This window comes from Streptomyces sp. NBC_00986 (assembly GCF_045162565.1).
Lineage (GTDB): Bacteria > Actinomycetota > Actinomycetes > Streptomycetales > Streptomycetaceae > Streptomyces.
Genome location: NZ_CP108733.1, coordinates 370,156 through 384,807 on the forward strand (window position 1 = coordinate 370,156; position 14,652 = coordinate 384,807).

11 protein-coding genes and 1 pseudogene are annotated in these 14,652 nt (G+C 69.3%); 4 read left to right on the forward strand and 8 right to left on the reverse strand.

Annotation, left to right across the window (positions count from 1 at the left end):
• Window position 1 precedes the first annotated feature (1 nt).
• From trxA to dnaK, 6 genes are read right to left on the reverse strand one after another with little or no spacing between them, the layout of a single operon-like run.
• Window positions 2-448 (reverse strand): thioredoxin, encoded by a 447-nt coding sequence (gene trxA / locus OG504_RS01555; protein ID WP_405988006.1) that lies wholly within the window; start codon window positions 446-448, stop codon window positions 2-4.
• Window positions 445-3,084, reverse strand: coding sequence for an ATP-dependent chaperone ClpB (gene clpB, locus OG504_RS01560; RefSeq protein ID WP_405988007.1), 2,640 nt, complete (start codon window positions 3,082-3,084; stop codon window positions 445-447). The genes trxA and clpB overlap by 4 nt, the downstream gene beginning before the upstream one ends.
• Window positions 3,075-3,443 carry a chaperone modulator CbpM gene (locus OG504_RS01565; RefSeq protein WP_405988008.1) on the reverse strand — a complete coding sequence of 123 codons (369 nt, stop codon included), beginning with the start codon at window positions 3,441-3,443 and terminating at the stop codon, window positions 3,075-3,077. Before OG504_RS01565 ends, clpB begins: the two co-directional genes overlap by 10 nt.
• Window positions 3,443-4,378 (reverse strand): DnaJ C-terminal domain-containing protein, encoded by a 936-nt coding sequence (locus OG504_RS01570; RefSeq protein ID WP_405988009.1) that lies wholly within the window; start codon window positions 4,376-4,378, stop codon window positions 3,443-3,445. The genes OG504_RS01565 and OG504_RS01570 overlap by 1 nt, the downstream gene beginning before the upstream one ends.
• Window positions 4,379-4,384: 6 nt before the next feature.
• Window positions 4,385-4,969, reverse strand: a complete 585-nt coding sequence (locus tag OG504_RS01575; RefSeq protein WP_405988010.1) for a nucleotide exchange factor GrpE — start codon at window positions 4,967-4,969, stop codon at window positions 4,385-4,387.
• Between the two features lie 10 nt (window positions 4,970-4,979).
• Window positions 4,980-6,896, reverse strand: a complete 1,917-nt coding sequence (dnaK, locus tag OG504_RS01580; protein WP_405988011.1) for a molecular chaperone DnaK — start codon at window positions 6,894-6,896, stop codon at window positions 4,980-4,982.
• A 654-nt stretch (window positions 6,897-7,550) separates the two neighbouring features.
• On the opposite strand from dnaK, the gene OG504_RS01585 reads away from it, so the two are divergent.
• Together OG504_RS01585 and OG504_RS01590 are read left to right on the forward strand one after the other, a co-directional pair.
• Window positions 7,551-9,311, forward strand: a complete 1,761-nt coding sequence (locus OG504_RS01585) for a PucR family transcriptional regulator (protein WP_405988012.1) — start codon at window positions 7,551-7,553, stop codon at window positions 9,309-9,311.
• A 291-nt stretch (window positions 9,312-9,602) separates the two neighbouring features.
• A complete protein-coding gene (locus tag OG504_RS01590; RefSeq protein ID WP_405988013.1) occupies window positions 9,603-10,163 on the forward strand; it encodes a hypothetical protein in 561 nt (186 codons plus the stop codon).
• 141 nt (window positions 10,164-10,304) lie between these two features.
• On the opposite strand, the gene OG504_RS01595 is transcribed toward OG504_RS01590, so the two are convergent.
• On the reverse strand, window positions 10,305-10,727 hold the full coding sequence (locus OG504_RS01595; RefSeq protein WP_405988014.1) for a transposase family protein: 423 nt from the start codon (window positions 10,725-10,727) through the stop codon (window positions 10,305-10,307).
• Window positions 10,728-11,035: 308 nt separating this feature from the next.
• On the opposite strand from OG504_RS01595, the pseudogene OG504_RS01600 reads away from it, so the two are divergent.
• Window positions 11,036-11,793 (forward strand): annotated as a pseudogene (locus OG504_RS01600) (class I SAM-dependent methyltransferase).
• Window positions 11,794-11,875: 82 nt separating this feature from the next.
• Here OG504_RS01600 and OG504_RS01605 read toward each other — a convergent pair.
• A complete protein-coding gene (locus OG504_RS01605) occupies window positions 11,876-12,037 on the reverse strand; it encodes a hypothetical protein (protein ID WP_405988015.1) in 162 nt (53 codons plus the stop codon).
• Between the two features lie 148 nt (window positions 12,038-12,185).
• On the opposite strand from OG504_RS01605, the gene OG504_RS01610 reads away from it, so the two are divergent.
• Complete coding sequence (locus tag OG504_RS01610; protein ID WP_405988016.1) at window positions 12,186-14,285, forward strand: pentapeptide repeat-containing protein; 2,100 nt, start codon at window positions 12,186-12,188, stop codon at window positions 14,283-14,285.
• Window positions 14,286-14,652: the final 367 nt, after the last annotated feature.

A 14,652-nucleotide genomic window follows, 5' to 3' on the forward strand; every position in this document is an offset into this window, starting at 1 on the left:
ATCACTCTTTCCGGGCCGTGATCGACTGTTCCACCCACTGGCGCAGAGCGGGAGCGGGTGCCGCCCCCGCCTGCCGGGCGATGGTCCTCCCCCTGTCGAGGACGAGCAGGGTCGGTACCGCCTGCACCTCGAACCGCCGCGCCAGAAGCGGGTTCTTGTCGATGTCGACCTTGACCAGCTTGATCTTTCCCGCGAGATCGGTGGCGACCTTCTCCAACGCGGGGCTCACCATGCGGCAGGGGCCGCACCAGGTGGCCCACAGGTCGACGACGACGGGCACGGTGGCCTGCTCGACGACCTCGGTGAAGTCGTCGTCGCCCGCGTCGGCCATCCACGGCAGCGGCTGCTTGCAGTTGCCGCACCTGGGGCGGCCCTCGGCGGCCACGGGTACCCGGTTGGTGCGCCCGCAGTGCGGGCAGGTGACGTTGGTGGCTTGTACGGTGCTCATGCCGCCCTCGCTCCCTTCTCGTCCTCGGGCTGGTCGTAGGTGACCACCAGTTCGCCGTGCTCGGCGTCGACGCGCACCGTCGCGCCGTCCTGGACGTCGCCGCGCAGCAGGGCGCGTCCGACCAGTGTCTCGACCTCGTGGGAGATGTAACGCCGCAGCGGCCGGGCCCCGTACACCGGGTCGTAGCCCTGGTGGGCGATCAACTCCCTTGCCGCATCGGTGAGTTCGACGGTGATGCGGCGTTGGGCGAGCCGCTGCCGCAGCTCGTCGAACTGAAGCTCCACGATCCGCTCGATCTGCCGCTCACCGAGCGGCTTGAACAGCACGATGTCGTCGACACGGTTGAGGAACTCCGGGCGGAAGTGGCCGCGGAGCTCGCCCATCACCAGGGCGCGGGCGTCGGGCTTGATCTCGCCCTCGGCGGTGGCGCCGTCGAGGAGGTGCTCGGAGCCGATGTTGGACGTCATGATGATCACCGTGTTGCGGAAGTCGACCGTGCGGCCCTGGGCATCGGTGATGCGGCCGTCGTCGAGGATCTGCAGCAGGGTGTTGAAGACATCGGTGTGCGCCTTCTCGATCTCGTCGAACAGCACGACCGAGTAAGGCTTGCGGCGTACGGCCTCGGTGAGCTGGCCGCCTTCCTCGTAGCCGACGTATCCGGGCGGTGCGCCCATCAGCCGGCTGACGGTGTGCCGCTCCTGGTACTCACTCATGTCGAGGCGGACCATGTTCTCCTCGGAATCGAACAGGGTCCGGGCGAGGGTCTTGGCCAGCTCGGTCTTCCCGACGCCGGTGGGGCCGAGGAAGATGAACGAGCCGATGGGGCGGCGAGGGTCACGGATGCCGGAGCGGGCACGGATGATCGCGTCGGTGACGAGCTTGACGGCCTCGTCCTGGCCGATGACGCGCTCGCGCAGGATGTCGTCGAGGCGCAGCAGCTTCTCGCGTTCGCCCTCCTGGAGGCGGGAGACGGGGATGCCGGTCCAGGCGGCGACGATCTCGGCGATCTCCTCCTCGGTGACGACCTCACGCAGCAGCCGGTTCTGCCCTTGTTTGGCTGCCAGTTGCTCCTCCTCCGCGGCGAGCCGGCGTTCCAGGTCCTGGAGTCGGCCGTAGCGGAGTTCGGCCGCGCGGTTGAGGTCGTAGGCGCGTTCGGCCTCCTCCGCCTCGTGGCGGACCTGCTCCAGTTCCTGGCGCAGCTCCTGTACGCGGCGGATCGCCTGCCGTTCGGCCTCCCACTGGGCGCGTTTGGCGTCGGCCTCGCCGCGCAGGTCGGCCAGTTCCCTGCGCAGTTCCTCCAGTCGGGCCCTGCTGGCGGGGTCGGTCTCCTTGGACAGGGCCGCGTCCTCGATCTCCAGGCGGGTCACCCGGCGGGTGATCTCGTCGAGTTCGGCAGGCATGGAGTCGATCTCCGTACGCAGCCGGGCACAGGCCTCGTCGACGAGGTCGATGGCCTTGTCGGGCAGGAAACGGTCGGTGATGTAGCGGTGGGAGAGCGTCGCTGCCGCGACCAGCGAGGTGTCCTGGATCTTGACGCCATGGAAGACCTCGAGGCGTTCGCGCAGTCCGCGCAGGATGGAGACGGTGTCCTCCACGCTCGGTTCGTCGACCACGACCTGCTGGAAGCGGCGTTCGAGAGCGGCGTCCTTCTCGATGTGCTTGCGGTACTCGTCGAGGGTGGTGGCGCCGATCATGTGCAGTTCGCCGCGGGCGAGCATGGGCTTGAGCATGTTGCCCGCGTCCATCGCCCCTTCGGCGGCGCCCGCGCCGACGACGGTGTGCAGTTCATCGACGAAGAGCAGGATGCCCCCCTGGGCGGCCTTCACCTCGGACAGTACGGCCTTGAGGCGTTCCTCGAACTCGCCGCGGTACTTGGCGCCGGCGACCAGGGAGCCCATGTCGAGGGCGAACACGATCTTGTCGCGGAGTCCTTCGGGCACGTCGCCGCGGACGATGCGCTGGGCAAGGCCCTCCACGATGGCGGTCTTGCCGACGCCGGGGTCACCGATCAGGACGGGGTTGTTCTTGGTCTTGCGGCTGAGGATCTGGGTGACGCGGCGGATCTCGGCGTCCCGGCCGATGACCGGGTCCAGCCGCCCGGACCGGGCCTCGAGGACCAGGTCACGGCCGTACTTCTCCAGGGCCTCGTAGGCCACCTCGGGGTTGGCGGAGGTCACGCGCTGGTTGCCGCGGACCTGGGTGAGCGCGCCGAGGAAGGAGTCCTGGGTCACGCCGTGCTCCTTCAAGAGGCGCCCGGCGGCGGTCGCCGAGCCCTCCGCGGTCAGCGCCAGCAGCAGGTGTTCCACGGACACGTACTCGTCCTTGAGGCGTTTGGCCTCCCGCTCCGCCGAGTCCAGCAGCCGGGCCAGGCGCTGGGTGACGAAGACCTGGCCCGGCGCCGCGCCCGGACCGGTCACCTTGGGCCGGCGGGAGAGCTCCTCGCGCACGGCCGCGCGCAGCTCCTTGGGCTCGGTGCCCGCCTGCTGCAGCAGCCGCGGGATCAGGCCCTCCTCCTGGTCGACGAGGGCGAGCAGCAGATGTTCGCCGTCGACCTCGGTATGGCCCAGGCGGCCGGCGGCGCTCTGGGCCTCCTGCAGGGCTTCCTGTGACTTCTGGGTCAGGCGGTTCATGTCCATGGTGGTAGATCACTCCTCATGCCTGCACGCCGCAGCGCGGCTTCGAGCAGGCTGATGCGGTCGAGCAGATCGAGCACCAGACCGAGGGATGCGTAGTTCAGGCACAGCCCGGTGCGCAGACGTTGGACGCGGGCCAGGGCGGCCGGGGCCATGGGGGCGAACACCAGCCGTCCGGAGGCGTCACGGCCGGCGTCCACCAGTCCGAGGGCGACGAACCGACGGATCAGGTCGGGATGGAGACCTGACCGGCGGGCCACGGTCTCCAGGGAGAGCATGGGCACGGGCACGATCGCGTACTGCACGCCCACCTCGGTCGTGCGTGCGTGGGATGCGCGGGCCTCGGCCGGTCGGTCGGTCATCAGGTCCTCCTGGGGTCGAACGAGGAGACAGCGGCAAGTTCCTCCAGCAGCTCCCGCTCCCGGTCGCTCAGCCGGGGCGGCACCATGATCCGCAGCTCCGCGTACAGGTCTCCGTTCGCGCCGCGCGGGCCCGGCATGCCCTCGCCGCGCAGCCGCAGGCGCCGTCCGCTGGAGGACCCGGCGGGCACGGTCACCTTCGCCGTGTCACCGCTCGGCGTGTGCACCGGCACGGTCGCTCCCAGCGCCGCCTCCCACGGGGTGACCGGAAGCCGCACGTGGACGTCCCGGCCGTCGAGGCGGAACTCGAGGTGCGGCTTGATCCGCACCCTCAGGTAGAGGTCCCCGGCGGGAGCGTCGTCGGCGCTTCCGCGCCCGCCCTCCCCGGCCAGCCGGATGCGCTGCCCGTCGGTGGTTCCGGGCGGCACGTCGACCTGGTACCGCCGCTGCCCGCTCGGCCCCGCGAGGGTGACCGTACGGCGGCCGCCCCGATAGGCCTCCTCGACGGTGAGCGGCAGTTCGGCCTCCTGGTCGGCGCCGGGCACGCGCATTCGCCCGGCGCCGCCGAACAGCGAGCCGAACAGGTCCTCGACGTCGACCCCCTCGCCCTCGAAGCCTGCCGTGGAGTACCGCACCCGGGGACCGCCGCCGGTGGTCCGACGGGCGCCGTTGCCGGCTCCGGCACCGGCGGCCACGCGCTCCTCCCAGTCGTCCGGGACCTGCCGGAAGTCCTCGCCGAAGCGGTCGTACCGGGCTCGCTGCTCCGGATCGGACAGGACGCTGAAGGCCTCGTTGATCTCCTTGAACCGCTCCTCCGCCTGGGGGTCCTTGTTGACGTCGGGGTGGTGCTTGCGGGCCAGGGTGCGATAGGCCCGCTGGATCTCGTCCCGGTCGGCGGTGCGCGAGACGCCGAGCACCTCGTAGAAGTCGCGTGCCATGGCCGCTCACTCCCGCTTGGCGACGATCACAGCGGCAGGCCGCAGTTGCCGCTCGGCCTCCCCGTAACCGGGTCGCAGCACCTTGACCACGGTGTTCGGATCGGCGTCGGGATCCTGGACCACGCCGACCACCTCGTGCCGGGCCGGGTCGAACGGCACGCCGCTCTCCGCGTGGCGCGGGTAGCCCAGCCGCTCCAGGACGTTCACGGCCTGATCACGCACAGCGCGGACGCCTTCGACAATGGCGCCGGGGTCGGCGGCCGCGTGGCTCAGGGCGAGTTCCAGGTTGTCGATGACGGGCAGGAAGGCCGCGGCCGTACGGGCGCGTTCGGCCGCACCCTCCCGCTCCAGCTCCCTGACATGGCGTTTGCGCAGGTTGTCGAGGTCGGCCAGGGCGCGGCGCCAGCGGTCCTCGACCTCTGCCAACGCGGCCGCGTATGCGTCGTCAGGTGCGGCGGCGCCGGTTGCGGCGTCGGGCCCCGGCTCGGCCTCCTCGGTCGGCTGTCCGGGCTGCGCAAGATCTCCGCGTGGCGGCTGTACGGCGCCTTCCGGCGGCGGGTGGGGCTCTGGGCCCTGCGGTGGGATGGGCATGGCGGGCACCTCAGCCCTTGTCGAACTCGGCGTCGATCACATCGTCGTCGCCCCCGGCGCCGCCCGGCGCGGCCCCGCCGGTACCGGATCCGTCCGGTGAGCCGGAGCCTGCCGGACCTCCCGCGGCGGATCCGGTCTGGTGGGCCGCGAGCCCCGCGAAGACCTGCTGGAGTTCGGATGTCAGCGGCCGGACCTTGTCCACCCCAGCCTCGTCCTTGACCGCCTCGCGGGCCTCGGCCACCAACATCTCGGCGCGGGCCTTCTCATGTGCGGGCGCGGCGTCGCCGAGCTCGCCCAGGCGCTTTTCGACCTGGTAGGCGATGGCGTCCAGTTCGTTGCGGGCGTCGACCGCCTCGCGCAGGGCCTGGTCCTGGTCGCGGTTGGTGTCGGCCTCCTGGACCATCCGCTCGACCTCGCCGCGGTCGAGGTTGGAGCTCTCGCTGATGGTGATGCTCTGCTCCTTGCCGGTGTCCTTGTCCCGCGCGGTGACGTTGAGGATGCCGTTGGCATCGACGTCGAAGGTGACGTCGACCTGCGCCTCGCCGCGCGGCGCGGGGCGGATGTCGGTGAGCTGGAAGCGACCCAGGACCCGGTTGTCGGCGGCCCTCTCCCGCTCCCCCTGCAGAACGACGACGTCGACGGCGGGCTGGTTGTCCTCGGCGGTGGAGAAGGTCTCGGTGCGGCGCACCGGGATGGTGGTGTTCCGCTCGATGATCTTCGTCATCACGCCCCCGCGCGTCTCCACGCCCAGCGACAACGGGGTGACATCGAGCAGCAGGACATCCTTGACCTCGCCCTTGAGGACCCCGGCCTGGATCGCGGCACCCAACGCCACGACCTCGTCGGGGTTGACGCTCATGTTGGGGTCCTTGCCGCCGGTCAGCCTCCGCACCAGGGCCTGGACCGCGGGAATGCGGGTCGAGCCGCCGACGAGGATGACCTCGTCGATGTCACTGTCACTGACCTTGGCGTCGTCCATGGCCTGCCGCACCGGGCCCAGACAGCGCTCCACCAGGTCGCCGGTGATCTGCTCGAACGTGGACCGCATGATCGTCGTGGTCAGATGCTTGGGCCCGGAGGCGTCGGCGGTGATGAACGGCAGGCTGATCTGCGTCTGGGTCACCGAGCTGAGCTCGGTCTTGGCCTTCTCGGAGGCCTCGAAGAGGCGTTGCAGCGCCTGCGGGTCCTTGCGCAGGTCGATGCCGTTCTCCTTCTGGAAGCCGTCGGCGAGCTGGTCGACCAGCCGGCGGTCGAAGTCGTCGCCGCCCAGATGGGTGTCGCCCGCCGTGGACCGCACCTCCACCACGCCGTCGCCGACGTCGAGGACGCTGACGTCGAAGGTGCCGCCGCCCAGGTCGAAGACGAGCACGGTCTCGTGCTCCTTCTTGTCCATGCCGTAGGCGAGAGCGGCCGCGGTCGGCTCGTTGATGATCCGCAGCACTTCCAGGCCGGCGATCCGTCCGGCGTCCTTGGTAGCGGTGCGCTGGGCGTCGTTGAAGTAGGCGGGCACCGTGATGACCGCCTCCGTGACCCGCTCGCCCAGTTGCTTGGAGGCGTCGTCGGCGAGCTTGCGCAGCACCTGCGCGCTGATCTCCTCGGGCGCGTACAGCTTGTCGCGCACCTTGAAGCGGGCGGCGCCGCCGTCTCCCTCGACCACGTCGTACGCGACGGCCTTGGCCTCTTCGGAGATCTCGTCGAAGTGCCGGCCGATGAACCGCTTGGCCGAGTAGATGGTGCCCTTGGGGTTGAGGATCGCCTGGCGGCGAGCCAGCTGGCCCACCAGACGCTCGCCGGTATCGGTGAAGGCCACCACGGACGGTGTCGTGCGGTTGCCCTCGTTGTTGGGTACGACCGTCGATTCGCCGCCCTCCCAGACGGCGATCACCGAGTTCGTGGTACCCAGGTCGATGCCTACTGCCTTGGCCATGAGGAACTCCTTCCGCGACGGGCGCCCCCCTTCGCCCTCGGAGTCGCGCCCGGTCCTACGCACTCGCTCAGGCGGCTGCGGGACCGCTCTGCGGGCGGCTGCTCTTCCGAGCCGCGCCGCCTGTGCTGGGGCCGGTCCCGCCGGGCAGCTCGGCCGGCCTGCTGGGTTGCATGGAGGCCGGCCAGTTCACCGGCCCGAATATCCCGCCGACCGCGCAGTACAGCGCAACGCGGCCCCGCCACGTCCTGTGCGGCCGGTCACCTGCTCGACCAGGCTCACGCCCCGCCCGTGACGGCCGCCCTCTCGACAGAAAAGCCCTGATCGGAAAGGTGATCGACGGCGCGTTCCGCCCTCTGATGGGTCGTGTACGAGACGGTGCCCCTGGGGGCCTGTTCGTTCATCAGCCAGAACTCTCCGCCACGGCCACCGGTGCGCCCGGCGATCCCTGACAAGTCCAGAGTGACAAGTGAGCAGCCTGCCCCGCCTGACCCCGGCAGGTCGGAAATCGACGCAGTCGGTCGGTCCACGAGAACAAGGCCCAAATTCGGACAAGTCCGATGTCCGTGCCTAGGCTGGGTACGCGGGGTTCGCCCAGGCACGGATCCCACGATTCGCTCGATCGCCTCCGATGACCGGAAGAGAACGGAGTGATCAATGGACCGCCATCCGTCACGGAGGCTGTCCTCCCAGGTCTCCGCTCTGGAAGTGACCCACCACCCGAGCGACACCGCGGGCACCGAACGGCACGCTCCCCGTCCGCTCGCGGCGCTGGACCCACACGGGCTGCTGGTGCTGTCCCACGCCCTGTTCACCTGCGCGGAGCACAGTGAGATCGTGCGGTTGGCCATGCGGCACGTCAGTGCCCTTGGTCCTTACCACGCCGAGGCCGGGTACCTCGCAACGGGCGACGGTTTGTCCCGCGTCCCCGGCCCCGACGCGGGAGCGCCGACGGTCGACGACGCACGGATGAAAGCGCTGGGCGCGGCTGACGGCTCCGTATCCCTTCCGGAGCGGTCCTGGAACTGGGCGTTCGGCCTGCGCGGGGCCGGCTGTCTGCTCGGCTACATCGTGGTCTCCTCCGCCTCCGAGCCCGATGAGGAGGGGCACTTCCTCCTCTCGACCCTCGTGGGGCTCACATCGGCGGCTCTGTCGATGGCGGGCACACGCCCCGCGCACCATGACAACGCCGGCGAACCGAGTCGGCTCCGCACCGAACGGGACACCGCGCTGCGGCAGTTGGACACGATGCGCTCCGAGCTGCATCTGCAGGAGACCGTGCACGAGACGCTCGCCCTTGTCGCTGCCCGGGGTGGTGGCGAGGACGCCATCACCGAAGCGCTGTACGAGCTCACCGGGCTGTCGGCACTCATCGAGGACCGGTTCGGCAACCTGAGGTCCTGGGCCGGTCCCGACCGGCCCGACCCCTATCCGGTGCGGTCCTCGACCCACCAGGACGAGATGCTGCGGCAGATCGCGCACGAGGCGGGCCCGGTCAAAGTCAAGGACCGGCTGATCGCCCTGGCCCGGCCGCGCGGCGAACTCCTCGGCGTACTCGCCCTCGAGGACCCCGAGGGGAAGGCCGACGAACACACCATGTTCGCCTTGGATCACGCCCAGCGGTCGCTCGCCCAGGAGCTCATGCATATGCGTGAACTCGCCGAGGTCGGACAGCGGCTGCGCCGCCGGCTGATCGACGACCTGTTGGAGGGCACTGCCGAGACGAGCGCCTACGCCCGGGCCGAAGCCGTGGGCCACGACCTGCAACGTACCCATTACGTGGTCGTGGTGTACTGGCCCGGCAACGCCCCTGACAACTCCTTCACCCGAGCCGTCGAGCAAACGGCGGCAGCCACAGCGACCCGTCCGCTGATCACCCGTCGCGGCGACCGGGTGATCCTGCTGACCGAAACCAGGCCCAACGCCGATGCCGTGCACGCGGCCCTGGCCCATGAACTGGGGACACCCGACGGAGCGATCGGGGTGAGCACCCCCTGCGACTCCCCGGATGCCGTGCCCCGCTGCTATCAGGAGGCGCTGCGGGCCCTGGAGGTGCGGCAGCACTCCCGCCAGCACAGCGGGACGACGTTCTTCGACGAACTCGGGCTGTACCGGATCCTGGGGCCCGGCAACTCTCTCCGGGAGCTCGAAGGCTTCGTGCGAGAGTGGCTCGGACAGCTGATCGACTACGACGCGGAACACGACACGGAGTTGGTGGAGACGCTCTCGCGCTACTTCGACTGCGGAGGCAACTACGACGATGCGGCCGCCGCGCTGACGGTCCACCGCAGCACCCTGCGCTACCGGCTGCAGCGCATCCGTGAGATCAGCGACCGTGACCTGACGGATGTGGACACCCGGCTCAATCTGCAGGTGGCAACGCGCGTTTGGAAAATCATCCTGGGTGGGCGGCACTGACGGCGGACACCCGCAGGACCGACGCGGAGTGGCAGCCCAGCACTCGAACAGGTCGCGGTGGCCCGCCGGACGCATCAGACTTGTCGAAGTCGATGTCTACCGGTCCCCCAGCCAACCCGGCGATGCTGGATACAGGTCGCCCCTTCCTCTGCTGGCGCGTTCCAGAAGATCAGCCGTGGCCGCGGGCAAGACTGAAGGTGGCGTCGCCGCAAAGGACCCTCTTCCGTGACCCCACCATCCGGATCCGCCGCGCACGCCGCAACTACGGAGTGATCCTTCCGCTCGAGACCGATGAGATCCACCGGGCCGTGGCCCGCCGCGACGACCCCCACGGCCCGCGTCATCATCCTGCCGGCAGCCGTTCACGCAGCCCAGTCGAAGACCATCGCCCGTCTTCGACTGGACGACATCGATCTCGGCGAGTGCCGGATCAGCCTCGCCGGACACGCTCGTCACCTGGACGACCTCACGCGGCAGGCCATCACAGATTGGCTCACCTACCGTCGTCGGCGATGGCCGAACACCGCCAACCCGCATCTGCTGGTCAACCGGCAGACCGCGCTGGGAACCGAGCCCGTCAGCAGGCTCTGGCTTACCAGCCCCGTCCGCCACCAGGCCGCCACGCTGGAGCGACTCCGCGTCGACTGCCAGCTCGAAGAAGCTCTCACTCATGGCCCCGACCCCCTCCACCTGGCCGAAGTCTTCGGCATCGCCGAGATGACGGCGATCCGCTATGCCACAGCAGCCCGGCAGATTCTGGAGTCATCCGCCGAAGCCGAACCCATTTCTTCATCCCCAACTCACGGGCTCACCACCGATCAGCACACCGACGGACCCACGGGTTCCCGCTGAACACCCCTCAGTTTCTCTGAACTCACGGCGGAGTCACGGTGGCCTACGAGTGGCCGCGGCGGGTGGCGAAATCGTCGACCCCGATCACCCGCGGCGTGTTGAACTGCGGATCCGGCAAGGCCATCACCCGGAGCAGAAGCGTCATCCGCCCGGCAGCGAGGCCCAGTTGGGCCGCCATCCGGGCGCGGCCCGTCCGGCCAATGCGAGCCCGATGTGCTCCAGGAGACGGCCGAGCCGGGTGGTGAAACGCGAGTACGGGCAGGTCAGCCACGCGAACGATTCGACGAACGTGCGGCGCGGACATGTCCTTGCGTCACAGACGAAGCGCCGGACCTTCAGCAGGATCACGACGCCCCGCTCACCGAGCGGCAGATCCCGCAGTCTGCGCTGGTAGGAGCCGTGCACGCGCTCTGAGTGGCGGCCGCAGTCAGGGCAGGTCGCACCCGTCGTGCGACCCTTGGCCACGAGGTCGATCGTCCCGAAGGCGATGGTCACCTTCTCGACGTCCATCTCGTCGACCCTGTCGAACACGAGCATCTTCCAGAACAGTGCGTCGGTCTGCATGACCAGCACCGTCACTGGCTGCCGCTGCAAAGAGCAGGGCTCCGCACCGACTTGATGGAGCGTCAGCAACCGTTGCTCGAAGGCACGGCGCACGCGGTCTCGCAGGGAAGCAGCCCTCCACAATCGAACACCGCGGTAACGCTCAGTGACCGCTCCTCAACATCTGTGCCAGAGCCCACTCAGACGGACAACTGACAACCCACAAACACCGTCAGAGCCATTCCTTGCGAAAGCCATTGGTGCCCGGCTTGCTCCGCTGATGGACTGACGTCCTACGGTGAGCCTGCCGCGTGACGGAGGTAGTGGTTGTGACAGGCTATGACGTGCTTGCCGAGGTGTACGAATGGCTCATCTCGGATGCAAAGTTGCCTCCAGCCGAGTTCGCCGCGTCGTTCGACGACGTTCTCAATCTCCTGCCGTCGAACGCTCCCGTCCTCGACTGTTCGTGCGGAACCGGACAGTTGGCGGTTGGCCTCGCCGGTCGTGGCATGCAGGTTGTCGCAACTGACGCCAGCGAGGCGATGGTTCGTCGGACTGCAGAGTTGTCTGAGGAGTTCGGGGCATCCGTCCGGGTCGTACGGGCGAACTGGGAAGAGTTGCCCGACCATTTCCAGGACAACACGTTCGACGTGGTGTTCTGCGTTGGCAACTCGCTTCACCATTCCGCGGGCGCGAAAGGCAGGGGTGCTGCTCTGGAGTCGATGTCACGGCTTCTGCGCCCCGGCGGGCGCTTGGTACTCACATCCCGCACTTGGGAACTCGTGAGGGCCAGAGGTTCCCGGCTGGAGATCAGTGACCGACTCGTCCGCCGGAACGGTCGCGATGCCGTCGTGGTCTACCGCTGGGAGATTGCGCCGCATTGGGAGGAGGAGCACCACATCGAGATTGCGATCGCGCAAGTTGATGCGACCGGGTTGGTTCTTGTCCGCTCGGAACTGCTGTCCTGCTGGCCCCCTACCGGTACGAGGAATTCGAAGTCGAGCTGCACCGGGTCGGACTCCAAACGGAACTGAGCACGTTCGATCTTGAGGCCGAGAACTACATGGTGGTCGCGAGCAAGGTATGAACACCGGACTCTCAGTCCCTGGCCGGACCGCGCGGTTGCTCGCAGGACGCTTGCACCCTCTCATCGGTGCGGGTTCAAGTGGTCAACGCAACGCCTCGGACGAGGAGTGCTCGTCGATCAGCAGCGTGAACGGATCCAGCTTCGACGGCCGCGCCGAAGCGGTTGTCGTGCGTGGCTGCGACCAAGCCGAGGTCGGGGCCTTGTTGACCTGGCCATCACCTGGTGCCGCCAGCTTTCGCGACATGAACGCTCGCGGTGGGGGTATCGGGGCCGACCCGTCGCGGCCGGCCCGGGCGCCATCAAGCAACCCCGGTCCGTCACCCCGGTGCGGCGTCAACCAGCCTGTGGAATGGCCCTGTTGGTGATCGACACCCGACCCATATCGTTACCTCATGTGGTCATATGCGGTGTGGGGGCTGATCGGTGCCGCCCTGTACAGATGTCTCATCATCCGGGCTGCTCTGCTGCGCGACGAAGACCCGTTCACACACCGGTACGGGCGGTGGGACTACCCCGACGGGCCCGGCGCCGGCGCACTCGTCGCAGGCCTGTGCATGCACGCGCTCCTGGGCGCGGCGGTCGGCTGTACGGCGGCGACTCTGGCCGGCACGGCGGGGGCGGGGAATGCGGTCAGGTCCATGATCGCGCTGGTCCTGGGGGTCGTCACCCCGATCGTGTTCAAGCCGGCCGGCCGGCTCGCGCTCCGGACCCTGATACCCGATGCCCTGGACGGGGGAACGGAGATACGGCTGACCGACCGCCGGTACTGGTACACGCCGCCCGGCAACCCTCCCGTGGCCGCCGACGGACCGTACCCGTGGGCCGACAACCTGGCCCGGCGCATCCGCGCGCAGGAGGTGGCCCGGCCGGTCAACCTGAAAGGCGCCCACCTCAACGGGACGGACCTGACCGGGGTGGATCTGCCCTGGGTCTACGCGCAACTGGGCACGCTGCCGGGGGTGTGCCTTCGCGAGGCGAACCTGTCCCGGAGCTTCTTCTATGTGGCGAATCTGATCGGCGCCGACCTGACGCGGGCTCGCCTGGACCGCGCGGAGCTGGGCTCGGCGAGGCTGGTGCGGGCACGGCTGACAGAGGCCGACCTGACCGGAGCGGACCTGACGCACGCGAACCTGCTGGACGCGGACCTCGCGGGAGCACGGCTGCGCAGAGCGGACCTGGGCGGGGCGGTGCTCGTCCGGGCGAACCTCACCAGTGCCGACCTGACCGGGGCGTGTCTTGAACGGGCCGACCTGACGGGTGCCGACCTGAGCGGCGCGGAGCTGACGGGCGCGAACCTGGCCGGGGCGCGGTGGACCTCGGAGACCGTCTGGCCCATCGGGCCGGCCGACCGGATGCGGGACGATTCGGAGCAGCTCTTCGATGACGCGTACCGCGTGCACGGCTGGTCGCCCGAGCCCTACAAGTCCAAGGAAAAGAGTCAACCTCCTTTCTTCCAACGGCTGTTGATCGCCTTCTGCGATGCCGCCCCGGCGTTCCGGCCGCTCCGCGCCGGTGACGTCGGCCAGGGCAAGGAGACGCGGGCCTTCCGGCCCGCCAGACCCGTCGGGCGGGACGGCCTCAGGAGTGCGCTGAAGTCCGGCACGGCCGTTTCCCTGTCAGGCGCGCAGCTGCACCGTATCGATCTCGTGGGCGTGAGCCTCGCCGGAACGGACCTCAGCCGGGCCGACCTCACGAAAGCGATCCTGACGGGCGCCGACCTGAGCCGGACCGACCTGACCCGGACACGTCTGACGCAGGCGAACCTGTCGGGAGCCAACCTGAAAGGCGCGAACCTGGCCGGAGCGAACACCGTGAGCGCGGACGTGACGGGGGCGATCCTTACCGGCGCGAACCTGGCCGACGTCTATCTGATGGGCGCAACACTGTCCGGTGCCCGCCTGACCCGTACGAACCTGACCGGCGCCCTGTTCTCGGGGACTGAGTTGACCGGGGCCGACCTGACCGACTCCGACCTCACCGATGTCGCACTGGACAAGGCGGACCTGCGCGGCGCGAAGCTCCTGCGGGCCCAGCTGACCTCCGCTGACCTGAGCGAGGCCGACCTGACCAAGGCCATCCTCACGGAAGCCGACCTGACCTGCGCCCATCTCTTCGCCGCGGACTTTTCCCAGGCCCAGATGATCAGGGCCAGGCTCACTCTGGCCTTTCTGTACAAAGCGAAGCTGACGGGCGCCGACCTCACCCACGCGGACCTGGCCGGAGCCGACCTGACCGGAGCGCGCCTCAGAGGGGCCCAGCTGGTCGGAGCCCGGCTGCGCGGCGCGGACCTGGCCGGGGCCGACCTGAGTGGAGCCCGCACCGACGGCGCCGACTTCGCGGAGGCGGTCTGGTCCAGTACGACCAAGTGGCCCGGCACAATCGCCGGGACTATCCGGGATCGCTCCGAAACCGCCCCCGACGGCACCTTCCGCATACGCACCACCACCCCCGGCAAGCACCACTCCCCCAGCACGGGAACCTCCGAACCGTAGACCGAAGCCGTCCAAAAACCTCCGCATCCAGTTCGACCGACTCCACTTCCCCGCCGCGCCAGATCCCCCTCCGGCCCACTGTTGCGGTACCGACCGGCCGTCCCGCCGATTTCCGGTACCCGGTACGTCGCCCGTCTTCATGAGAACGCGGCCGTGGCCGAGCAGGTCCTGCTCGGCCACGGCGCTCGAACCGGTGTCCGGGTGACGCGGCGAACAGGTCCACCGGTTCGTCTGCACGAACACGGAGTGTGCTCAACGGACGTTCACCGAACAGATACCGGGCCTCACCAGCGCGCACGCCCGCTGCACCGACCGGCTCGGGGCACTGCTGAACGTCATCGGGCTGGCCCTGACCGACCGCGCCGGA